Origin of the sequence: Robertkochia marina, assembly GCF_004799345.1 — a bacterium.
Taxonomy (GTDB): domain Bacteria; phylum Bacteroidota; class Bacteroidia; order Flavobacteriales; family Flavobacteriaceae; genus Robertkochia; species Robertkochia marina.
In genome coordinates this window covers 133,767-156,108 of sequence record NZ_SSMC01000002.1, presented here as the reverse complement: position 1 = coordinate 156,108, position 22,342 = coordinate 133,767, and the positions used below count along the sequence as shown (strand labels likewise).

Genomic DNA, 22,342 nt, shown 5'->3' with positions numbered 1-22,342 from the left:
AACCACATGAAACGACGCATTAGAAAAGTAGCAGTTATCGGATCGGGGATCATGGGAAGTGGAATTGCTTGTCATTTTGCCAATATTGGTGCCGAGGTACTATTACTGGATATCGCACCAAAAGACCTGACCGATGCTGAGAAGGCTAAAGGATTAACTCTTGAAAGCAAGGCTGTAAGAAACAGGATCGTTAACGACAATCTGAAAGCGGCCTTAAAATCGAAACCTTCACCTATATACAATCAAAAATTCGCCAATCGCATCAGCACCGGTAATCTTACCGACGATCTTTCAAAGGTTGCTGAAGTAGATTGGATCATTGAGGTTGTTGTTGAACGCCTGGACATCAAAAAACAGGTTTTCGAACAAATAGAAAAGTACCGTAAACCGGGAACACTGATCACCTCAAATACTTCCGGAATTCCGATCGCCTTTATGAATGAAGGCCGAAGCGAGGATTTCCGTCAGCATTTTGCCATAACGCACTTCTTTAATCCGCCGCGTTACCTCAAATTATTCGAGGTGGTGCCCGGACCGGATTGCAAGCAGGAGGTAACCGATTTCCTTATGGAGTACGGAGACAAATTCCTTGGAAAGACCTCCGTAATGGCCAAAGACACCCCGGCATTTATCGGGAACAGGATCGGGATCTTCGGGATTCAAAGCCTGTTTCACCAGGTAAAAGACCTGGGACTTACAGTTGAAGAAGTAGATAAATTAACCGGTCCGGTGATCGGTCGTCCTAAGTCGGCTACCTTCCGTACGGTTGATGTTGTTGGGCTTGACACCCTGGTGCATGTGGCCAACGGTATCTACGAGAATTGTCCGGAAGATGAGGCCCATGAGCTTTTTAAACTTCCTGATTTCATCAACACCATGATGGAGAACAAATGGTTGGGAAGCAAGACCGGGCAAGGATTCTATAAAAAAGTAAAAGGTGATGACGGGAACAGCGAGATCCTTTCTCTTGACCTGGACACCATGGAATACCGCTCCAAGAAAAGAGCCAACTTCGCTACCCTGGAGCTTACCAAAACCATCGACAATGTGATCGACAGATTTCCGGTACTGGTTGGTGGTAAAGACAAGGCCGGAGAATTCTACCGTAAGAATTTTGCAGCGCTTTTTGCCTATGTACAAAACAGGATCCCTGAGATCTCAGATGAGCTGTATCGTATAGATGATGCCATGAAAGCCGGATTTGGCTGGGAGAACGGACCGTTCGAGATCTGGGATGCTATTGGTGCTGAAAAAGCCGTAGAGATCATGAAGGCCGAAGGGCACGAGCCTGCAGCCTGGGTTACAGAAATGCTCGGTGCGGGTATCACTTCTTTCTACAGCGTGAAAGACGGAGCTACCTATTACTACGATATTCCTCAAAAGAAACATATCAAGAAGCCCGGACAGGATGCCTTTATTATTCTGGATAACATCAGAAAATCTAAGGAAGTCTTTAAGAACAGCGGCGTAGTGATCGAAGATCTTGGTGATGGTATTCTTAATGTGGAGTTCCGCAGTAAGATGAACACCATTGGTGGTGACGTTCTTGCCGGTATCAACAAAGGGATCGACCTGGCTGAAAAGGATTTCCAGGGACTTATTGTCGGGAACCAGGGACCCAACTTCTCTGTAGGGGCCAATATCGGGATGATCTTTATGATGGCAGTAGAACAGGAATACGATGAGCTGAACATGGCTATCAAAATGTTCCAGGACACCATGATGCGCATGCGCTACTCTTCTATCCCGACCATCTCTGCACCTCATGGGATGACGCTGGGTGGTGGTTGCGAGCTTTCTCTGCATGCCGACAAGGTGGTTGCCGCAGCAGAAACCTATATGGGACTGGTGGAATTCGGTGTTGGAGTGATTCCCGGAGGAGGTGGTTCTAAGGAAATGACCCTAAGAGCAGCCGATACCTTCAGAAAGAATGATGTAGAGCTCAATGTGCTGCAGGAATACTTCCTGACCATTGGTATGGCCAAGGTATCAACCTCAGCGTATGAAGCCTTTGATCTTGGATTATTACAGCAAGGAAAAGATGTGGTGGTAGTCAATAAAGACCGTCAACTAGCCGAAGCCAAGAAGCATGCACTGCTCATGGCCGAAGCCGGGTATACACAGCCGCCACAGCGAAAAGATATTAAGGTACTCGGAAAGCAGGCCCTGGGAATGTTCCTCGTGGGAACCGACTCTATGGAAGCCGGAAAATACATCTCGGAGCACGACAAGAAGATCGCCAATAAACTGGCTTATGTGATGGCCGGTGGAGATCTTTCTGAACCGAATTATGTCAGCGAGCAATATCTGTTGGATATCGAAAGAGAAGCGTTCTTGTCACTTTGTACAGAGCGTAAGACCCTGGAAAGGATTCAGCATATGTTGAAAACTGGTAAGCCTTTGCGTAACTAATCAACAAATAGAGAGTAGAGAGTAGAGAGTGGAGAGTAGAGAGTAGACTCGACTAAAAACAAAATCAAAGAAAATGAAAACCAAGACTGCATATATAGTGAAAGCCTACCGTACTGCGGTAGGGAAAGCCCCCAGAGGACTGTTCAGATTTAAAAGACCTGACGAGCTGGCTGCAGAGACCATCGAGTACATGATGCAACAGCTGCCGGAATTTGATAAAAGTCGCATAGACGATGTGATCGTGGGTAATGCCATGCCTGAGGCTGAGCAGGGTCTTAACATGGGACGATTGATCTCCCTTATGGGATTAAAGACCGAAGAGGTTCCCGGAGTAACCGTTAACCGTTACTGTGCTTCAGGACTGGAAACCATTGCCATGGCCACTGCCAAGATCCAATCGGGAATGGCCGATTGTATCATTGCCGGAGGTGCAGAAAGCATGAGCTATATTCCTATGGGAGGGTACAAACCCGTACCTGACTACAAGGTAGCCAAGGAAGGAAACGAAGATTATTACTGGGGCATGGGGCTCACAGCAGAGGCCGTTGCCAACCAGTACAAGGTATCTCGTGACGACCAGGATGAATTTGCCTATAATTCTCACATGAAAGCCCTGAAGGCTTTGGAGGAAGGGAAATTCAACGACCAGATCGTACCGATTAGTATCGAAGAAACCTTTGTGAACAACAACAAAAAAGAAACACGAAACTATACCGTAAAACAGGATGAAGGTCCGCGTGCAGACACCAATCAGGCTGCACTGGCACGTCTAAGACCCGTTTTTGCCCAGGGAGGTAGTGTTACCGCCGGAAACTCTTCTCAGATGAGTGATGGAGCTGCGTTTGCCCTGGTAATGAGCGAGGAAATGGTGAAAGAACTGAACCTGGAGCCTATTGCCCGCCTGGTATCATATGCTGCTGTTGGGGTAGAACCAAGAATCATGGGTATCGGTCCGGTGAAAGCTATTCCGAAAGCTTTGCAGCAAGCCGGAATGAAGCAGGATCAGATTGACCTTATTGAACTGAACGAGGCTTTTGCATCGCAATCGCTGGCGGTTATCCGCGAACTGGGATTAAACCCTGATATCGTGAACGTGAACGGAGGAGCCATTGCATTAGGGCACCCGCTGGGATGTACCGGAGCAAAGCTTTCTGTACAACTCTTTGACGAGATGAGACGTCGCGACAGCAAATACGGAATGGTAACCATGTGTGTGGGAACCGGACAAGGTGCTGCCGGGGTGTATGAGTTTTTGAGTTAAAAGGAGACAGTTTGAGGTACGAGCCTGCCTGTCGGCAGACAGGTTTGAGCTACGAGTTTGAGGTACGAGCCTGCCTGTCGGCAGACAGGTTTGAGGAACGAGTCTGCAAACTGTATACTGCAAACTTTAAACTGCTTACTGAAAGAAATAAAAAACCAAAGATTACAAATAGAGATATGGAAACGTTAAAAAAAGATGTAACACGGGGAGGTCAGTTTCTGGTAAAGGAGACCAGGGCTGAAGATGTTTTCACCCCGGAAGATTTTACCGAAGAGCAGAAGATGATGTTGGAGTCGGTAAGAGAATTTGTTGACCGTGAGGTATGGCCTCACAAGGAGCAATTTGAAAAGAAAGACTATGCCCTGACCGAAGAGATCATGAGAAAGGCCGGTGAGCTGGGACTTCTTGGAATTGCCGTACCTGAAGAATACGACGGACTGGGAATGGACTTTGTAACCACCATGCTGGTATGTGATTATATTTCCGGAGCTACCGGAAGTTTGGCGACCGCTTTTGGTGCCCACACCGGGATCGGAACCATGCCTATTACCCTTTACGGAAGTGAAGAGCAAAAGAAAAAATACGTACCAAAGCTGGCTACAGGAGAATGGTTCGGTGCTTACTGTCTTACAGAGCCGGGAGCAGGTTCTGATGCCAACAGCGGTAAAACCAAGGCTGTCTTAACTGAAGACGGAAAGCATTACCTGATCAGCGGACAAAAAATGTGGATCTCGAATGCGGGATTTGCCAACCTATTTATTGTTTTTGCTCGAATTGAAGACGATAAGAACATCACCGGGTTCATTGTAGAGAATGATCCGGAAAACGGAATCACACTTGGAGATGAAGAGAAAAAGCTGGGTATCCACTCCTCTTCTACCCGCCAGGTATTCTTTAACGAGACCAAGGTGCCGGTAGAGAACATGCTATCTGAAAGAGGTAATGGATTCAAGATCGCTATGAACGCCCTGAACGTGGGCCGTATCAAACTGGCTGCTGCCTGTCTTGACGCTCAGCGAAGGGTGATCACAGAAGCTGTAAAATATGCCAATGAGCGCATCCAGTTCAAGACGCCTATCGCCCAGTTTGGTGCTATCAAGTTGAAGCTGGCTGAAATGGCTACCAGCGCATATATCGATGAAAGTGCTGCCTACCGTGCTGCCAAGGATATCGAAGATCGTATTGCGGCCAGAAAGGCAGAAGGTAAATCGCATTCTGAGGCAGAGCTTAAGGGAGTTGAAGAATACGCCATTGAGTGTTCTATTCTTAAGGTTGCTGTATCAGAAGATTGCCAGAACACTACTGATGAAGGTATTCAGATCTTCGGAGGTATGGGATTCTCTGCTGACACTCCTATGGAATCGGCCTGGAGAGATGCGCGTATCTCCAGAATTTATGAAGGTACCAACGAGATCAACAGAATGCTTTCTGTGGGTATGCTGATCAAAAAGGCCATGAAAGGGCATGTAGACCTTTTAGGTCCTGCGATGGCTGTGAAAGATGAGCTGATGGGAATTCCTTCATTCGATACACCTGATTATTCTGAGCTGTTCACCGAAGAGAAAGAAATGATCGGTAAGCTGAAAAAGGTATTCCTGATGGTTGCCGGAGCCGGGGTACAAAAGTACGGTCCGCAACTGGAAGAACACCAGCAATTGCTGCTTGCGGCAGCTGATATTCTGATAGAGATCTATATGGCAGAATCAGGAATTCTGAGAACCGAGAAGAACGCCAAGCGTTTTGGTGAAGAAAGCCAGAAAGAGCAGATCGCTATGGCTAAGTTATACCTCTACAATGCTGTTGAGAAGATCAACACCAGTGCCAAGGAAGGTATTGCCGCCATCAGCGAAGGTGACGAGCAGCGTATGATGCTTATGGGACTGAAGCGTTTCACCAAGTACACCAACCTGCCGAATGCCATCGAGTTGAGAAACATCATTGCCGAGAAGGTAACGGCTGAAAATAAGTATTGCTTTTAATTCCCTTACTTACTCTTGAGAGGGTTTTAGAATTTAGTTGTTTGTTGAGTAGCCGTCCGGGAAACCGGGCGGTTTCTTTTTTTGATGTGATGGGTTACAGGGTACGGGTTAAGGGCTAATGGGCTAATGGGCTAATGGGCTAATGGGCTAATGGGCTAATAAAATTAAATAATCCAAAAAAAAAGAAGATCCTGACCGCCAGTGAAAGACCTCTCTATTCTACTATAATGCAAATAATAGAAAACACGCCAACATCCCTAAAATTCTGTAATTTCAATCACAGTAAAATAAGAATGAAAGCTGCAGAACTAAAAAACATCTGGCACCAACTCACTTCTAAATATTCTGACGATAAGGAGCTTATCGAAAACCTCTGGTCAGAGTTGGAGCAATGCTATATGGCATCAGGGCGCTATTATCATAACCTCGAGCATATTGGGTACATGATCACCCTGGCTTTAGAACATCAGGAACACATTGAGGACCCGAACGTCTTACTGTTTTCAATATTCTATCACGATATTATTTATCAACCGGGAAGTACTCAAAATGAGGAGAAAAGTGCTGAGCTTGCCAGGCTGCGTCTTACAGCATTACAGGTGCCGAAAGAGAAGGTCAACAGGTGCTGTGAGCAAATCCTTGCCACAAGATCTCATAAAGGGGCTGAAGATAGTGACACCCAGTACCTTTTAGATATCGACCTGGCCATCATCGGAGAAACACCGGTAAAGTTCGAAGCTTACACCAAACAGATCGGGAAGGAATTTTCAAAGCTACCCTCTCCATTGTTTAAGGCCGGGAGAATGTTCTTTCTAAAGGAATTCCTCGGGCGCAGGCGAATTTATCAAACGGATCGTTTCTATAAGGAAAGAGAAGCCCAGGCAAGAACTAATCTTACCAACCTCCTGAGATCTGCACAAAAAAAATCATAGCTCCATAAAAACACGTTTATTAAAACAATTAACCTCCTGATCTTCTGATATTTGTAGATTATTTTCTATTTTTACGAGTAATATCATTACAATGAAAATAATCAAACTCAAGCGTTGGGCAGCAGGTAGCAGTGTATACATCAGGATCGATCTGACTACGGATCCGGACCTGGACTTGGTGTTAAGTTCAATTGATACGTTATCCTGGGACAAGGAATCAGGTTGTTATTTCGCGTTGTATACCAAGGGGAACCTGAATCGGCTATTTAAATACCTGGTTTCTGAAGGGTGGTATGTGGATTACTCAGAATTCAAGGAAACCAATAAGATTGACCTCCCTCCTCCCCGAAATCCTGAAGAAGATCATACCGACGACAAAAGTCATCGTACGGACATGGAAGATTTCATGTATTGGATGCATCAGATGCGGTACAGCAAGAACACGATCAAGACCTACATAGGGCTACTGCATGTTTTTTTTGATTTTTTCAGGGAAAAGATCCCAACGGAGATCAACCTAAGGGATATTGACCGTTTTAATCAGGAATACATCTTAGGCAATGGGTACAGCAGGGTATTTCAGAATCAGCTTATCAGCGCCCTGAAATTGTATTATATGCGATATCACAACAAGGAGTTAGACATTATGCATTTGGAGCGTCCGCGAAAAGCCCGAAAGCTTCCTGAGGTTTTATCCAAGGAGGAGGTGATCGATCTGCTCACGGCAGTACGCAATCTGAAGCACCGTTTTTTATTGAGCCTGGTCTATTCCTGCGGATTGCGCATAGGCGAGGCTTTAAATTTACGATTAACCGATCTGGACACGACCCGAAAATTCATGCATGTAAGGCATGCCAAGGGCGCCAAGGATCGTTTTATTCCGCTAAGCGACCGCACCCTTGAGAAGCTAAGGGACTATTTAAGAACCTATCGTCCGAAGGACTATGTTTTTGAAGGACAGGATGGAGGCCCCTACACTCAATCGAGCGCCAGGCAGGTATTATCTCGCGCATTGGCCCACACGAATATCACCAAGCATGTTACCTTACACACCTTAAGGCACAGTTATGCCACGCATTTACTGGAAAACGGCACAGACATCAGGTACATACAGGAGTTACTGGGCCATTGTGACCCCAAGACCACGATGATCTACACCCATGTAAGCACGAGCAGTTTACAAAAGATCAGAAATCCTTTTGACGATCTGGACCTATAGCTTATATTCGATACAAAGAATTCCCCTACGTTTATCCATTCACAATGGGTGCATATAAACCACCGGGATTTTTATATAAACAAGTTGTGGTCAATGCTAAAAAAATGAATCCTAAAATTAAATTCACATACTTAATATTGGCATTAGGTCTTTTCTCTTGTAAAGTCTTAAAAGAAAGTAATACCAAAATTTTACCAGAATTTTCAATTCAAGGAAAAAGCTATAATGAATTAATAGTAAATAGGATTCCAGATTATGGGCTTACTGGAGAAGATGGCTGTATTGTAGAAAATCAGATAAAGATAAACTTAGACAATATAAACGAGAATTACATTAGTGGAAAAATCAGTGATGTTGATTCTACAGAACCCCTAATTAATGCTGAAATTCAATTAATATTTGAATCTGATACAATACTAACCCGATCTAATAATAAGGGAGAGTTTGAAAAGCGTTTTAAAGATGAATTAAAAAAAATAAAAGCGACATACATAGCTTATAGAACAGTTGAGATTAACTTGAAATAAAAAAGCACAGACCACAACATGAGGCTATACGCAAGCGCTACAATTCTGACAAGTTTCGACTATATTACTTATCTTCAAATCCACAACCAAACCAAAGCTATGCGGTCGCTGCCCTGTTCTCCTCCAACGCCAAAGGCCAAAAGGTCGCCCAGGCCAGCCAACCACGCCTGTGCATAGCCCGACCGTTGTGCACTATTTAAAAAATGACCTTACTAACCGAAAAAATATATTACGCTGATCAGAATATCCTGAAACTAATTGAATCACAATTTGAATTAATTGATTGTAGAAACTGGTACAGATTATACCGGAATAAATTAGATAATTCTTTTTGGCGACTGGACGAAGTAGATAAGTACCAGGAACAATTTTTTGTCCGACTTGAATCAAGTGAAAACTGGACTGAATATGATGACCAAAGCTTGAGAATTGAATTATTAAAAAAACACAGAGGTACTAGTAGCAAAAAATGCACTTGGGAAGGATGTGATAAAAACGCATTAAACGAAATGCTAATATGTGAGTTCCATGCATTCAAGGAAATGGGAGTCAGAAAATAAAAAAACAGTGCACAACATGAGGCTATACCCCAGTGCTAGATCCTACAAGAATTAGACTATTTTCTTTATCTTAATCTCCTGAACAAAAAAAGAATGCACCTCGTTAAGGTTGCTGGTCTCCGCCAACGCCAAAGGCCAAAAGGTCGCCCAGCGGCCCCATACCACACCGGTGCATAGCCCGACCGTTCTACGCAATTTGCACCAAATGGACGAAAAGATTAAAAAACAACTAGAATTACATGTTGCCGGAGCTACGGTTCAACATAAAAGCCCATTTGAAATACTTGAACATCATGATAACGGACATAAACTAGAATTGGAATTTATTAAAAAATGGGTTCATCCATTTTATATGTTTTCAATCAACAATCCCGATGAATACATCAAAAATTTCAATCCAATTCGAATTGAACTGACATTGGATATCGCCAAAAAATTACTTGGAGATTTCAATTGGCGGACTCGAATTGTCGGTGCCCATTTTTCAGTAATTAATGATTACCGCGATTTAGAAACAATCATCGGAATTCATCTTCTTAAAAGTCAAGTTAGTTACGCAGGAACAGGTTATTGTTTAGCTCTCGCTAGTTTCAATTCAGAAAACGGAATTGACTTTTTAAAAAGATATTTGGACTACTACCTTACTCGAAAAGACCTTGACTACGATCAGAAAGACGCTATGGCTGCATTAAACTGGACTGACAAGATCAACGGGACTTCCGAAATGGAAAAATTTTTACCGAAGTTCACGGAATGGTCGAATGGACAAAAGAATTTAGAAATTGAAATTTCTAGGTTTAACAACCAAATGAAAAACATTAATAAAATAAAAACTGCGTAGAACTTGAGGCTATACCCCAGTGCTAGATCCTACAAGAATTAGACTATTTTCTTTATCTTAATCTCCAGAACAAAAAAGAAAAAATGCACCTCGTTAAGGTTGCTGGTCTCCTCCCCTGCCTGCCGGCAGGCAGGAACGCCAAAGGCCCAAAGGTCGCCCAGCTGCCCCATGCCGCACCGGTGCATAGCCCGACCGTTATGTGCAATTAGCAAAACTCCATGCTAAAATGATTAAGTAATGAAATTGAAAGAACATGCAATTTGGAATCAATTGAGAGCTGATGAAGTATTGGAAGCAAAACTCAATAAAACTACTGGATTACAATTTCGAAATGAAGATTTTCTGCACTTTCTGTTATTCACCTTGGGGATATTAGGATTAACTCAATTTTTACCAGCATATCTAAACGGAAACGAATATCTTTTCTGGTTAGTTATTGTGAGTTCCTTGATGATTATTAAGTCTAGCTTCTCATTAGTGCTTCGATGGATTAAAATTAAAAGATTAGAATACCTAATAACAAACAAAAGATTAATTATATATAACAAATCCAAAGATCAAATATTAAAAAGCTTTCCGTTTAATGATTTCCCTAGAATGGTTTTAAGAGAAAATGCCTATAATTCCGGATTCATCATTCTTGGTGAATATGATAAATTCTGGGAGTCAGATCCAAAAGATAAATTTGAATGGGGAAAATTAATTCTTCGAAAAAGGTCGATTAATCTGGATTACAGATATACTTTAGATAATATTCCTGAGGTTAAAAAAGTTTACCAAGAGTTACTTTCCAAAATTGAAAAGAAAGCTAACAGCACATAACATGAGGCTATACCCAAGCGCTATCATTCTGATAAGTTTCGACTATATTCCTTATCTTCAAAACCAGAACAAACCCAAAGCTATGCGCTCGCTGCCCTGGCCTCCTCCAAAGCAAAAGGCCCAAAGGTCAGCCAGGCCAGCCAACCACGCCTGTGCATAGCCCGACCGTTATGTGCAATCTGGAGCATCTCTTAATTCTTATTAAAGAAATCAATTGATAAAAACTAGATCTCTATTAATAAATTCTGTAAGAACGATCGGGCTAGTAATTTTAATGATCGGGGTCTATAAATATGGATATCACAATGGGCTTGAATTTTTAAGAAAAAATGACTCTGGTCTTGGAGGCCTTGGTGAAATAATTGAAGCAATAGTCTTAATTGCCATCGGAATAATAACGATAACAATCAGCTTCATAATTAGCTTTAAAAAGAAAAAATAAAAGCAGACAGCACATAACATTAGGCTATACCCAAGCGCTATCATTCCTACAAGTTTCGACTATATTCATTATCTTCAAATTCAGAATAAACCAAATGCTATGTGCTCGCTGCCCTGGCCTCCTCCAAAGCAAAAGGCCCAAAGGTCAGCCAGGCCAGCCAACCACGCCTGTGCATAGCCCGACCGTTAGCATACATACCGAAGAATGCCCATAATAGAATTAACAACCTACATCAAATCTGAAAGAAAAATTGTCTTCGATTTAGCTCGAAGTATTGATCTTCATAAAATTTCTACTGAACATACAAAAGAGGAAGCAATTGCTGGAAAAACTAAAGGGTTAATAAACTTAAATGAATGGGTAACCTGGAAAGCCAAACATTTTGGTATAACACAAAAACTAACCTCTAAAATCACCGAATTCAGTTCACCACATTACTTTACAGACGAAATGGTTGAAGGGGCTTTTAAGTCTTTTAAGCATCAGCATATTTTTGAAAATAAAGAAGATGGAGTCCTAATGATTGATAAATTTGAATTTCAAGCCCCTATGGGTTTTCTGGGACAATTGGCTAACTCCTTGTTTTTAAAGACATACATGAAAAACTTATTGGAGAAAAGAAATAAGATAATCAAAGAATTTGCTGAAACTGAAAAATGGAAATCAGTTTTAAAATAAAAAAAGGTACGTATGCTAACATGAGGCTATACCTCAGTGCTAGATCCTACAAGAATTAGACTATTTTCTTTATCTTAATCTCCTGAACAAAAAAGAAAAAATGCACCTCGTTAAGGTTGCTGGTCTCCGCCAACGCCAAAGGCCAAAAGGTCGCCCAGCTGCCCCATACCGCACCGGTGCATAGCCCGACCGTTGTAGGGCATTAGTAAAAGCCAGTAAATCAAATTGAGCACATTCTTTTTCATAGTCATATTAATAATTGTATTCATTGGAATACCAATTGGCGCTGGTTGGTTTATTCATTGGGCAATAAAATCAAGTGGACATCCCAAAGCAGCAAAATCCATAACGCTCATTTATGGTCTAATAGTTCTAATATCAGGAGTTTTTATCTATTTTGAGGATGAGTTTTTCACCAAGGAAGATGCTAGATTTTTTGTAGAAGAACAAGGGATAGAATTAATGGATGAATTTAAAGTTGTACATAATGAATCTAGTTCAGCCATAGGAGACTACTATCATACTTTCACTATAGAAATATCAGGAAGTGACAAAAGGAAAGCTATAAACGAAATAAAAAAGTCAGAAAATTTTCAATCCGAAAAAAGTTCGGTTGACACTTTACTTTATTTATCAGGCAACAGATATTTTGGCCCAAAGGTGACTCAAAACTATGAAACCGAAAATGCTTTTATTCGAGAGTTTTTCGAACCTAGCGGACAAAAAGGATATGCCCCTACATTCAGAAAAATTGAAATAAGTAAATCAAGAAATGAACTGACATTTAAAGAAATTAACGAATAATAAAACGCCCTACAACAAGAGGCTATACCCCAGTGCTAGATCCTACAAGAATTAGACTATTTTCTTTATCTTAATCACCTGAACAAAAAAGAAAAAATGCACCTCGTTAAGGTTGCTGGTCTCCTCCAAACAGATCCCTCACCGAGTTATCGGTTCGGGAGCCAAAAGGTCGCCCAGCTGCCCCATACCGCACCGGTGCATAGCCCGACCGTTGTAACGCATTATGAAAAACATCGTTTTCATATTTATCTTCCTAACAATATCAAATAAATCAGCTCTTGCCCAAGATCTAAAGGAACAGCCCATTTCCTGTCAAATGCTAAAAGAAATGTATTTGGAAGACCAAAAATATCGTGGCGCCAAATTAGATGGTGGAAGTCCAGCAGAAGTATATAATAGAATACTAGATTCCCTTAAAAAAGAACAGGAATCAAAAAAAAATTCGGCCAATTTATCCAACAAACAAAATGATAGCTTAAAGCTATTGGCTTATACATTATTCAAACGCGAAATTAAACCTAGGTACATCCTAGAGTCAAATGATTCAATACGACAGCTACAAATTGAAATTGACATTAAAAACACAACTAAACTTTTAAAGATAATTGGGGAGTATGGTTGGCCAAAATTAGATGATTACAATTGTAAATCAGAGGTAATAAAAATTACCACAATGTTCCGTCATGCCCCACCAAACTATTTTAATCAGATAAGAGACTTAATTGAAAACGAAAAATCTTTAAACAGAATACCAGAATCTGCATACCTGGCAATCGATGACCACTTAAAGGGAAGACCCGGAAGAATAAAAAAATAACGCGTTACAACATGAGGCTATACGCAAGCGCTACTTCCTACAAGTTTAGACTATTTTACATATCTTGATCATCCAAACAAAACCAAAGCTATGTGCTCGCTGCCCTGGCCCCGGCCAGAGGTAAAGGCCAACGCCACGGGCCAGGCCAGCCAACCACGCCAGCGCATAGCCCGACCGTTGGGCATAATCCAAGAATTTAATAAAAATTTTAATCACAAGTAAAATGAAAAAAATATTAATTATCAATGCCATTATTTGGGCTATCGTAATAGTTGCAATTTCTTTTTGGGCAAAAGAATCTGAATACTATAAATATATTCTTGGTGTACTAGTTGTTGGTTTCACATTACAAAATGGATTTACATATGAGATTCTCAAAAAAGAAAAAAGGTCCAAAACTTAATTGGTAAAGAATTCGCACTTTAAACAATAAATTAGCAGTGGTAACATTGGAATCTTTACGATAAAGTAATTGCCAAAAAATTATATTAAAGTGACTAAACTCAATTTCATATTGAACTGATGAAAGGAAAACTGAAGAAATTAAAATATTAACCATTAAATACGCACATATGCCCAACATGAGGCTATACCCCAGTGCTAGATCCTACAAGAATTAGACTATTTTCTTTATCTTAATCTCCTGAACAAAAAAGAAAAAATGCACCTCGTTAAGGTTGCTGGTCTCCGCCAACCCCAAAGCCAAAAGGTCGCCCAGCTGCCCCATACCGCACCGGTGCATAGCCCGACCGTTGTGTGTAATTTGATGAAAAAAAATCTAACACTAAATCCGAAATTAATTTTAATAGAATCTATTGGGTTCTTTTTCGTCATTCAAGGTTCCCGTCGTCTGAATATCTCATATAATTCAGAAAAATGGGAAAACGTAATTCAATTCGATCAAGAGAAAATTGGAGGCATTTCGGATGTTAGTCAATTCTTTTTCGAAATTTCAATTTGGAGTACTTATACCCTAGTATTCTTAACCATATTGACTCTCCTAATAAAACTAATTACAAAGCAATCTATTGGAAACACCTTAATTAGCTCCTCAATTGTATTTGCATTATTTCCATCTGGAATAATGGGGCATACCAGGCTTTCACAAACATTAAATTCATTAGGCTACTATTTTTCTAATGAATTAAAAATGGCCTTTCTTGCCGGAGGAATATTACTAGCATCCATCGGGTTAATTTTGCTATGGTATGCCCTTAAAAAAACCAAACTACACACAACATGAGGCTATACCCCAGTGCTAGATCCTACAAGAATTAGCCTATTTTCTTTATCTAAATCTCCAGAACAAAAAAGAAAAAATGCACCTCGTTTCGGTTGCTGGCCTCCGCCAACGTCACCCCAAATGACCTCGCAAGCGAGCTCAAGGGGCAGGAAGGCCAAAAGGTCGCCCAGCTGCCCCATACCGCACCGGTGCATAGCCCGACCGTTGTGTTTAATTTTGGGAAACCACCTCAAGACCAATGATCTATAAACTGATAATAAATGTTTTAGCCTTAATTGTTCTAATAATCATTGGAATAATATTGTTCTACAACATTAAATGGTTCCTGTTTCAACGCCCAAAAGAAAATAAAAGAGGATGGCGAACAAAGTCTTCCGGAAGAGACAATATTATTTATCAGGAGAAAATTGAAAATGAATGGAAAGGCATTGAAATTCAAGGAGAAATGCTTGTAGGCAGAAAAAGTAAAGTTCTCTATTTCAATTCCGAAAAAGAATGGAAAAGATATCCAGAATGGGCTCAAAATAGAAATCAAATAATTGAAAGAATAAAAATGGAATGGCCGCCAGAACGAACAGAATATCAAAACTAAACACAACATGAGGCTATACCCAAGCGCTAGCATTCCTACAAGTTTCGACTATATTACTTATCTTCAAATTTAGAACAAACCCAAAGCTATGTGCTCGCTGTCCTGGCCTCCTCCAAAGCAAAAGGCCCAATGGTCAGCCAGGCCAGCCAACCACGCCTGTGCATAGCCCGACCGTTACCACACATATGAAACGGAATCATATTTTCATATTAGTCTTGACTATAATTTCTTCCCACTGTATTCGAGGTCAAGAAAAAAAGAACAATTCCTACGTTGAATTAGAACAGACCGTGTTTTATGAAATATTTCCTACAATCATCGATTCCTTGTATTATGACAATCGATTACTTCCACCTCCTCCACCCCCAGCTCCAGAAACTTTAAGAGAAAAAGGATATGATCTTAAGGATGGATACAGTGCCGCATATAAGAAGTGGAAAAAAACTTCTGAATACAAAACGCAGATGGATCAATGGACGAAGAAAAAAGATTCATTAAAAAAAGATACAACTTCCGTCTACTTAATAATTCAAGACACAATAAATAAACTTAAACTGGATGATATAAAATACCTAAAGGAAGCATTTGATAACAATTCAATACAAATTGATAGCTCAGAGTTTCTTAATGAAAGCGAATATCAAATTAACCTCAAAAAGTTAAAAATCAACAAGAAGAACTTAATATTTCAATATGCTTCTCAGTTCCCTTCCAACAGTACAATATGGCGTATGAAATATGATTTTCACATCGCCGCGTCCATTGGGTTTAGTAGAATACTATTTGATAAATCAAAATCGTATGGCATTTTAAATGTGGGTTACGTTATGGGAAGACTGAATGGCATTGGAGTACGAATAATTATTAAGATAAATAAGGAAGGGCATTGGGTTATCGAAAAAATGGAGCACACATGGATTTCATGAAAACATACGTGTGGTAACAAGGGCTATAAAGCATTGCTGCAGTCTTACACGATTTAGACTATTTTCTTATATTGAGCACCAAGAACAAAAATGAAGCGTCACGTTTCCAACGTGGCTCTGAGCCCCCGCCAGAGGTAAAGGCCAACGCCACGGGCTCAGACCCACACACCACAACGCTTCATAGCCTGACCGTTGTATGCCATTTGAAAAGACTTCTACCTGAAATATGATAATGCCTTCTGACAAAGACTATAAGTCAACCAAAAAAATAAAGCAAAATATCTCGAATATAAAAGAAGAATTCGGGCCACTTGCTAAATGGATTGACGACAAATATGATGTCAAAACATTAAACCTCATTTTCGATTATATAGGTAATGACAAAGCTCATCCTCGACTGCAAGTTTGTCTAGAGTATGCAAGGGACAAAGGAAAGTTTATGGACAACAAGACTTATAACTTTGACAAAAGAAAACAGAACGAAATTGCAGAAAAGTTCGCAGAAATAACTTCAGATTATGAATTAAAAACCAAATCGAATTGGATTAAAAGAATATTCGGACTGACTTACGAATCAAATAATCTATTTGTTTATTTCACTGACTTTGAATCTATCGCTAAAATTGAGGCTAATGAAAAGATTACGGAAAAGGAAATTAAAAATTTAAAAGCGAAAATAGATAACAAGGAGCTTTGGACAATTTCTAGAGCTTTTTCTGGCGTTACTTTCTTTTTGTATACTGACGAACAATTAAAAAAATATCAAGATTCTGAGACTCTTAAAAAATGGAAAAATCAATATTATGAATTACTTAAAGAGTATGATGAATTTGGTTATTTCAAGAGTGATTATTTCTATTTTTTTTTAGATAGCAAAGAGAATTTTGATACGAATTATGAAGCCAACTGGTTCTATTACTATAAATAAAAAACGGCATACAACATGAGGCTATACCCAAGCGCGGGATCCTACAAGAATTAGACTATTTTCTTTATCTTAATCTCCAGAACAAAAAAGAAAAAATGCACCTCGTCACGGTTGCTGACCTCCGCCAACGCCAAAGGCCAAAAGGTCGGCCAGCGGACCCAACCGCGCCTGTGCATAGCCCGACCGTTGTGGTCAATGCTAAAAAAATGAATCCTAAAATTAAATTCACATACTTAATATTGGCTTTAGGTCTTTTCTCTTGTAAAGTCTTAAAAGAAAGTAATACCAAAATTTTACCAGAATTTTCAATTCAAGGAAAAAGCTTTAATGAATTAATAGTAAATAGGATTCCAGATTATGGGCTTACTGGAGAAGATGGCTGTATTGTAGAAAATCAGATAAAGATAAACTTAGACAATATAAACGAGAATTACATTAGTGGAAAAATCAGTGATGTTGATTCTACAGAACCCCTTATTAATGCTGAAATTCAATTAATATTTGAATCTGATACAATACTAACCCGATCTAATAATAAGGGAGAGTTTGAAAAGCGTTTTAAAGATGAATTAAAAAAAATAAAAGCGACATACATAGCTTATAGAACAGTTGAGATTAACTTGAAATAAAAAAGCACAGACCACAACATGAGGCTATACGCAAGCGCTACATTTCTGACAAGTTTCGACTATATTACTTATCTTCAAATCCACAACCAAACCAAAGCTATGCGGTCGCTGCCCTGTTCTCCTCCAACGCCAAAGGCCAAAAGGTCGCCCAGGCCAGCCAACCACGCCAGCGCATAGCCCGACCGTTAGCAACAATATAAAACCAAACCTTATGGAACAAATTTTAGAAAAAACTTATGCAAAATTCTGGGATAGAGTAGGCGCCTACATATTAGATGGAATAATAGTTGGCTTTATTTCGTTTGCCTTAAACTATTTAAATATCACCCAATTTAAGAGCTTCCTTATCTATTTACCAATAGCAATAATAGGTATATTGTATAAACCCGTAATGGAGTATAAATATGGTGCTACTGTAGGTAAAATGCTTTTAAATCTCCGAGTTATTGACGAAAACGGAAGTAACATAGATTTTGAAAAATCATTACTTAGAAGTTTAATTGTTATTACACCTGCACTTCTTTATATCCCTACTCATTACCTCGCGTTTCAAAATTCATATATTTTAAGCGCTGACGGATTCTTTGAATTTTCCAATCGAGTTGCATTTACTTACCCTACCATGTCTTTGTTTACTAATCTTTTCTCCATCGTGTTTATTGTCGATGGAATAATGATGGCTTCAGATAGTGTTAAAAAAAGAAGCTTAAAAGATCGTATGGCAAAGACATTCGTAATTAAAAATTAAGTAAACAGTTGCTAACATTAGGCTATACCCCAGTGCTAGATCCTACAAGAATTAGACTATTTTCTTTATCTTAATCTCCAGAACAAAAAAGAAAAAATGCACCTCGTTAAGGTTGCTGGCCTCCGCCCCTGCCTGCCGGCAGGCAGGAACGCCAAAGGCCCAAAGGTCGCCCAGCTGCCCCATACCGCACCGGTGCATAGCCCGACCGTTAGCATACATACCGAAGAATGCCCATAATAGAATTAACAACCTACATCAAATCTGAAAGAAAAATTGTCTTCGATTTAGCTCGAAGTATTGATCTTCATAAAATTTCTACTGAACATACAAAAGAGGAAGCAATTGCTGGAAAAACTAAAGGGTTAATAAACTTAAATGAATGGGTAACCTGGAAAGCCAAACATTTTGGTATAACACAAAAACTAACCTCTAAAATCACCGAATTCAGTTCACCACATTACTTTACAGACGAAATGGTTGAAGGGGCTTTTAAGTCTTTTAAGCATCAGCATATTTTTGAAAATAAAGAAGATGGAGTCCTAATGATTGATAAATTTGAATTTCAAGCCCCTATGGGTTTTCTGGGACAATTGGCTAACTCCTTATTTTTAAAGACATACATGAAAAACTTATTGGAGAAAAGAAATAAGATAATCAAAGAATTTGCTGAAACTGAAAAATGGAAATCAGTTTTAAAATAAAAAAAGGTACGTATGCTAACATTAGGCTATACCCCAGTGCTAGATCCTACAAGAATTAGACTATTTTCTTTATCTTAATCTCCAGAACAAAAAAGAAAAAATGCACCTCGTTAAGGTTGCTGGTCTCCTCCAACGCCAAAGGCCAAAAGGTCGCCCAGCGGCCCCATACCGCACCGGTGCATAGCCCGACCGTTATATGGCATTTTTGCCAAACAAACGCGAAATTGTCATAAGATTGACATAGTAATGACGTAACCAATAAATCTACTCCTAAATATCTTTGCTGAGTACCAATAAAATTATATCGAAATGAATAACCAAAACTTAGCAATCAAAATCAAAGACTTACGAAATCGAAAAGGATATTCTCAAGAACAATTGGCTGAAGAATCAAAATTAAGCCTAAGAACAATTCAACGAATTGAAAAAGGAGAATCAATTCCAAGAGGAGATACCCTTATAAAATTGACCCAAACACTTGGGGTTACACCAGATGACCTCCTAGAATGGACAGATATTGAAGATAAAGGATATTTAACGCTTTTAAATCTTGGCGCCTTAACAGTAATGATCCAACCAATGTTAGGTATAATTATTCCCTTAGTTATGTGGATTCTAAAAAGAGAAAAAATAAAATATGTCGACGACACTGGAAAAAAACTAATCAGCTTTCAAATTACTTGGGCATTAACCCTCTATTTAGTTTTAATGATCGCTTCCAAAGGATCCTATCTGCCTATTAATTTCAGTTTGCTTAATTCATTTACTGTATTGATCACGGAGTTCTCTTCAATAGGAATATTTATAATCTTTTTATATATCTATAACCTAATCTCAATAATTATAAACATTAAAAAAAGTCAAAAAGGATTAAAAAATAAATACGCACCCTCCATACCTTTTTTGAAATAAAACGCCATATAACATGAGGCTATACCCCAGTGCTAGATCCTACAAGAATTAGACTATTTTCTTTATCTTAATCTCCTGAACAAAAAAGAAAAAATGCACCTCGTTAAGGTTGCTGGTCTCCTCCCCTGCCTGCCGGCAGGCAGGAACGCCAAAGGCCAAAAGGTCGCCCAGCTGCCCCATACCGCACCGGTGCATAGCCCGACCGTTATGCGTCATTCTAAGTGCCGAAGGCACTTTTTTATAGTCGATTTTTAAGTGGGGGAGTCTGATAAGACTCGAAAAATTTTTGACTTTTTTCGCGCTCACCTCCCAGAGAATAGCCGCAAGCCGTGCCCCCACCCTCGCCCATAGCTAATTGCACGCCTCGCGGGGTGTACTTGCCAGGATCCGGGGATTCCAGCTTAAATCAACGCCGCATAACTTAGGTGTATAAAGCCATTGCTACACCCTACAAGTTTCGACTATTTTCTTATATTCAACACCAGAACTAAAATGAACCGCCACTACTCGGCGGCTCAAGCTCCCCAGCCGCAAAAGGCCAAAAAGAGCTTGAGCACGCCCAGCCACAACGGTTCATACACTAGCCGTTGTGCCCAATATTAAAAAAACATTACCTTTGATACTATCAAATGATACTATCACGTGAAACCACCTTATGACATTACCCCAAAAGTACTAGAACTGATTGCTTCTATCTCTCAAAAAATAGGCCGTATCAATGCATCCTTTTTAGATAAACCTTCACCTCAATTAAGAAAAGAAAATAAGGTGAAGACCATTCATCATTCCCTTAAAATTGAAGGAAATACACTAACAGAAGAGCAAATAACTGCTTTAATCGAAAACAAAAAGGTGTTAGGCCCACCAAGAGACATCAACGAAGTAATCAATGCCATTGACGTATATGACCGCCTAAATGAATTTGACTTCAAATCAGAAGAATCTTTTCTCAAGGCTCACCGATTACTGATGAACAATCTTGTTTCTGAAGCCGGCTCCTATAGAAAGCAATCTGTCGGCATTGCCAAAGGGTCAAAATTGGAGCATATGGCACCTCCTCATGAAAATGTGCCTTTTCTCATGAAAGATCTTTTCAATTATATTAAAGATCCAAACGAACTTACACTTATCAAAAGCTGTGTTTTTCATTACGAATTGGAATTCATCCATCCATTTATTGATGGAAATGGAAGAATGGGCAGGCTATGGCAAACGCTTATCTTAATGAACGAATTTCCATTATTTGAATTCATTCCTCTTGAGACACTTATTAGTCAAAATCAAAAGGAATATTACAAATGTCTTGGACTGAGTGACAAGATCGGTAAATCCACTCCATTCTTGGAGTTCATGCTTAGCATCATTGATCAAGCCTTAATGGTTTTACTAGAAGATTCAGAAAAAACAATGTCTCAAGCGGATCGATTAGAATACTTCATATCGAAACAAAAAGGAAAGTTTACACGAAAAGATTACCTACTTACATTTAAAAATATTTCGTCGGCTACAGCCAGTAGAGATTTAGCTTTAGGGGTAGAATTAAACTTGCTAAAAAAGCATGGGACAAAAAATAAAACCTATTACACCATAGAAAAATAAAAAATACTGGGCACAACATGAGGCTATACGCAAGCGCTACATTCTGACAAGTTTAGACTATTTTACATATCTTAATCATCCAAACTAAAAACAATACTATGTGCTCGCTGCCCTGGCCCCGGCCAGAGGTAAAGGCCAACGCCACGGGCCAGGCCAGCCAACCACGCCAGCGCATAGCCCGACCGTTATGCGTCATTCTAAGTGCCGAAGGCACTTTTTTATAGTCGATTTTTAAGTGGGGGAGTCTGATAAGACTCGAAAAATTTTTGACTTTTTTCGCGCTTACCTCCCAGAGAATAGCCGCAAGCCGTGCCCCACTCCTCTCCCCTGGCTAATTGCCCGCCTTGCGGGGTGTATTTGCCAGGATCCGGGGATTCCAGCAAAAACAACGCCGCATAACATATGTGTATAAAGCCATTGCTTCATCCTACAAGTTTCGACTATTTTCTTATATTGATCACCAGAACCAAAATGAACCACCACAACTTGGCGGCTCAAGCTCTCCAGCCGCAAAAGGCCAAAACATAGCTTGACCCGCCCAGCCACAACGGTTCATACACCAGCCGTTATGCGTCATTCTAAGAGCCGAAGGCTCTTTTTTTTTAGTCGATTTTTAAGTGGGGAAGTCTGATAAGACTCGAAAAATTTTTGGTTTTTCGGGCTTACCATCCAGAGAAAACCGCAAGCCGTGCCCCACCCCTTCACCCAAGCTAATTGCACGGCTCGCGGGGTGTACTTGCCAGGATCCGTGGATTCCAGCTTAATTTTTT

Annotated in this window: 22 protein-coding genes; all 22 read left to right on the top strand. The window is 40.1% G+C overall.

What is annotated here, in order from left to right; translation table 11 throughout:
• Positions 1 to 6: 6 nt before the first annotated feature.
• The 22 genes from E7Z59_RS07195 (at position 7) to E7Z59_RS07090 (ending at position 21,572) form a co-directional block, all read left to right on the top strand.
• Complete coding sequence (locus E7Z59_RS07195) at positions 7 to 2,412, top strand: 3-hydroxyacyl-CoA dehydrogenase/enoyl-CoA hydratase family protein (protein ID WP_136335645.1); 2,406 nt, start codon at positions 7 to 9, stop codon at positions 2,410 to 2,412.
• Positions 2,413 to 2,485: 73 nt separating this feature from the next.
• A complete protein-coding gene (locus tag E7Z59_RS07190; protein ID WP_136335644.1) occupies positions 2,486 to 3,673 on the top strand; it encodes an acetyl-CoA C-acyltransferase in 1,188 nt (395 codons plus the stop codon).
• Between the two features lie 176 nt (positions 3,674 to 3,849).
• Entirely contained in the window at positions 3,850 to 5,652 is a 1,803-nt protein-coding gene (locus E7Z59_RS07185; RefSeq protein WP_136335643.1) for an acyl-CoA dehydrogenase family protein, read from the top strand.
• 293 nt (positions 5,653 to 5,945) lie between these two features.
• Complete coding sequence (locus E7Z59_RS07180; protein WP_136335642.1) at positions 5,946 to 6,584, top strand: HD domain-containing protein; 639 nt, start codon at positions 5,946 to 5,948, stop codon at positions 6,582 to 6,584.
• 91 nt (positions 6,585 to 6,675) lie between these two features.
• Entirely contained in the window at positions 6,676 to 7,803 is a 1,128-nt protein-coding gene (locus tag E7Z59_RS07175; RefSeq protein WP_242015642.1) for a tyrosine-type recombinase/integrase, read from the top strand.
• A 44-nt stretch (positions 7,804 to 7,847) separates the two neighbouring features.
• On the top strand, positions 7,848 to 8,330 hold the full coding sequence (locus tag E7Z59_RS07170) for a carboxypeptidase-like regulatory domain-containing protein (RefSeq protein ID WP_136335641.1): 483 nt from the start codon (positions 7,848 to 7,850) through the stop codon (positions 8,328 to 8,330).
• A 203-nt stretch (positions 8,331 to 8,533) separates the two neighbouring features.
• On the top strand, positions 8,534 to 8,890 hold the full coding sequence (locus E7Z59_RS07165) for a hypothetical protein (protein ID WP_136335640.1): 357 nt from the start codon (positions 8,534 to 8,536) through the stop codon (positions 8,888 to 8,890).
• A 205-nt stretch (positions 8,891 to 9,095) separates the two neighbouring features.
• Positions 9,096 to 9,731, top strand: coding sequence for a DUF6000 family protein (locus tag E7Z59_RS07160; protein ID WP_136335639.1), 636 nt, complete (start codon positions 9,096 to 9,098; stop codon positions 9,729 to 9,731).
• Positions 9,732 to 9,968: 237 nt separating this feature from the next.
• Positions 9,969 to 10,553 (top strand): hypothetical protein, encoded by a 585-nt coding sequence (locus tag E7Z59_RS07155; protein WP_136335638.1) that lies wholly within the window; start codon positions 9,969 to 9,971, stop codon positions 10,551 to 10,553.
• Between the two features lie 646 nt (positions 10,554 to 11,199).
• Positions 11,200 to 11,673: an SRPBCC family protein gene (locus tag E7Z59_RS07150; protein ID WP_136335628.1), complete on the top strand. Its 474-nt coding sequence runs from the start codon at positions 11,200 to 11,202 to the stop codon at positions 11,671 to 11,673.
• A 225-nt stretch (positions 11,674 to 11,898) separates the two neighbouring features.
• The gene (locus tag E7Z59_RS07145) at positions 11,899 to 12,477 is read left to right on the top strand and encodes a hypothetical protein (RefSeq protein WP_136335637.1); all 579 of its coding nucleotides are present in this window, start codon (positions 11,899 to 11,901) and stop codon (positions 12,475 to 12,477) included.
• 223 nt (positions 12,478 to 12,700) lie between these two features.
• Complete coding sequence (locus E7Z59_RS07140) at positions 12,701 to 13,294, top strand: hypothetical protein (protein ID WP_136335636.1); 594 nt, start codon at positions 12,701 to 12,703, stop codon at positions 13,292 to 13,294.
• Between the two features lie 223 nt (positions 13,295 to 13,517).
• Positions 13,518 to 13,697 (top strand): hypothetical protein, encoded by a 180-nt coding sequence (locus E7Z59_RS07135; protein ID WP_136335635.1) that lies wholly within the window; start codon positions 13,518 to 13,520, stop codon positions 13,695 to 13,697.
• Positions 13,698 to 13,955: 258 nt separating this feature from the next.
• Positions 13,956 to 14,537, top strand: coding sequence for a hypothetical protein (locus tag E7Z59_RS07130; RefSeq protein WP_136335634.1), 582 nt, complete (start codon positions 13,956 to 13,958; stop codon positions 14,535 to 14,537).
• A gap of 238 nt (positions 14,538 to 14,775) precedes the next feature.
• Positions 14,776 to 15,129 (top strand): hypothetical protein, encoded by a 354-nt coding sequence (locus E7Z59_RS07125; RefSeq protein ID WP_136335633.1) that lies wholly within the window; start codon positions 14,776 to 14,778, stop codon positions 15,127 to 15,129.
• Between the two features lie 215 nt (positions 15,130 to 15,344).
• Positions 15,345 to 16,055, top strand: coding sequence for a hypothetical protein (locus tag E7Z59_RS07120; RefSeq protein ID WP_136335632.1), 711 nt, complete (start codon positions 15,345 to 15,347; stop codon positions 16,053 to 16,055).
• A gap of 232 nt (positions 16,056 to 16,287) precedes the next feature.
• Positions 16,288 to 16,983: a hypothetical protein gene (locus E7Z59_RS07115; protein ID WP_242015700.1), complete on the top strand. Its 696-nt coding sequence runs from the start codon at positions 16,288 to 16,290 to the stop codon at positions 16,981 to 16,983.
• A 95-nt stretch (positions 16,984 to 17,078) separates the two neighbouring features.
• The gene (locus tag E7Z59_RS07110; RefSeq protein WP_136335630.1) at positions 17,079 to 17,612 is read left to right on the top strand and encodes a carboxypeptidase-like regulatory domain-containing protein; all 534 of its coding nucleotides are present in this window, start codon (positions 17,079 to 17,081) and stop codon (positions 17,610 to 17,612) included.
• Between the two features lie 211 nt (positions 17,613 to 17,823).
• The gene (locus E7Z59_RS07105; protein WP_136335629.1) at positions 17,824 to 18,360 is read left to right on the top strand and encodes an RDD family protein; all 537 of its coding nucleotides are present in this window, start codon (positions 17,824 to 17,826) and stop codon (positions 18,358 to 18,360) included.
• Between the two features lie 227 nt (positions 18,361 to 18,587).
• The gene (locus E7Z59_RS07100) at positions 18,588 to 19,061 is read left to right on the top strand and encodes an SRPBCC family protein (RefSeq protein ID WP_136335628.1); all 474 of its coding nucleotides are present in this window, start codon (positions 18,588 to 18,590) and stop codon (positions 19,059 to 19,061) included.
• Positions 19,062 to 19,370: 309 nt separating this feature from the next.
• Entirely contained in the window at positions 19,371 to 19,973 is a 603-nt protein-coding gene (locus tag E7Z59_RS07095; RefSeq protein ID WP_136335627.1) for a helix-turn-helix domain-containing protein, read from the top strand.
• A 642-nt stretch (positions 19,974 to 20,615) separates the two neighbouring features.
• A complete protein-coding gene (locus E7Z59_RS07090) occupies positions 20,616 to 21,572 on the top strand; it encodes a Fic family protein (RefSeq protein WP_136335626.1) in 957 nt (318 codons plus the stop codon).
• Positions 21,573 to 22,342 lie beyond the last annotated feature (770 nt).

Bases quoted from the DNA above. Each gene is read 5' to 3' on its own strand.
- E7Z59_RS07175 (WP_242015642.1), top strand. From the start codon at position 6,676: ATGAAAATAATCAAACTCAAGCGTTGGGCAGCAGGTAGCAGTGTATAC.
- E7Z59_RS07125 (WP_136335633.1), top strand. From the start codon at position 14,776: ATGATCTATAAACTGATAATAAATGTTTTAGCCTTAATTGTTCTAATA.
- E7Z59_RS07115 (WP_242015700.1), top strand. From the start codon at position 16,288: ATGCCTTCTGACAAAGACTATAAGTCAACCAAAAAAATAAAGCAAAAT.
- E7Z59_RS07170 (WP_136335641.1), top strand. From the start codon at position 7,848: ATGGGTGCATATAAACCACCGGGATTTTTATATAAACAAGTTGTGGTC.
- E7Z59_RS07105 (WP_136335629.1), top strand. From the start codon at position 17,824: ATGGAACAAATTTTAGAAAAAACTTATGCAAAATTCTGGGATAGAGTA.
- E7Z59_RS07150 (WP_136335628.1), top strand. From the start codon at position 11,200: ATGCCCATAATAGAATTAACAACCTACATCAAATCTGAAAGAAAAATT.
- E7Z59_RS07160 (WP_136335639.1), top strand. From the start codon at position 9,096: ATGGACGAAAAGATTAAAAAACAACTAGAATTACATGTTGCCGGAGCT.
- E7Z59_RS07130 (WP_136335634.1), top strand. From the start codon at position 13,956: ATGCACCTCGTTAAGGTTGCTGGTCTCCGCCAACCCCAAAGCCAAAAG.
- E7Z59_RS07155 (WP_136335638.1), top strand. From the start codon at position 9,969: ATGAAATTGAAAGAACATGCAATTTGGAATCAATTGAGAGCTGATGAA.
- E7Z59_RS07190 (WP_136335644.1), top strand. From the start codon at position 2,486: ATGAAAACCAAGACTGCATATATAGTGAAAGCCTACCGTACTGCGGTA.
- E7Z59_RS07140 (WP_136335636.1), top strand. From the start codon at position 12,701: ATGAAAAACATCGTTTTCATATTTATCTTCCTAACAATATCAAATAAA.
- E7Z59_RS07095 (WP_136335627.1), top strand. From the start codon at position 19,371: ATGAATAACCAAAACTTAGCAATCAAAATCAAAGACTTACGAAATCGA.
- E7Z59_RS07135 (WP_136335635.1), top strand. From the start codon at position 13,518: ATGAAAAAAATATTAATTATCAATGCCATTATTTGGGCTATCGTAATA.
- E7Z59_RS07185 (WP_136335643.1), top strand. From the start codon at position 3,850: ATGGAAACGTTAAAAAAAGATGTAACACGGGGAGGTCAGTTTCTGGTA.
- E7Z59_RS07100 (WP_136335628.1), top strand. From the start codon at position 18,588: ATGCCCATAATAGAATTAACAACCTACATCAAATCTGAAAGAAAAATT.
- E7Z59_RS07180 (WP_136335642.1), top strand. From the start codon at position 5,946: ATGAAAGCTGCAGAACTAAAAAACATCTGGCACCAACTCACTTCTAAA.
- E7Z59_RS07165 (WP_136335640.1), top strand. From the start codon at position 8,534: ATGACCTTACTAACCGAAAAAATATATTACGCTGATCAGAATATCCTG.
- E7Z59_RS07110 (WP_136335630.1), top strand. From the start codon at position 17,079: ATGCACCTCGTCACGGTTGCTGACCTCCGCCAACGCCAAAGGCCAAAA.
- E7Z59_RS07195 (WP_136335645.1), top strand. From the start codon at position 7: ATGAAACGACGCATTAGAAAAGTAGCAGTTATCGGATCGGGGATCATG.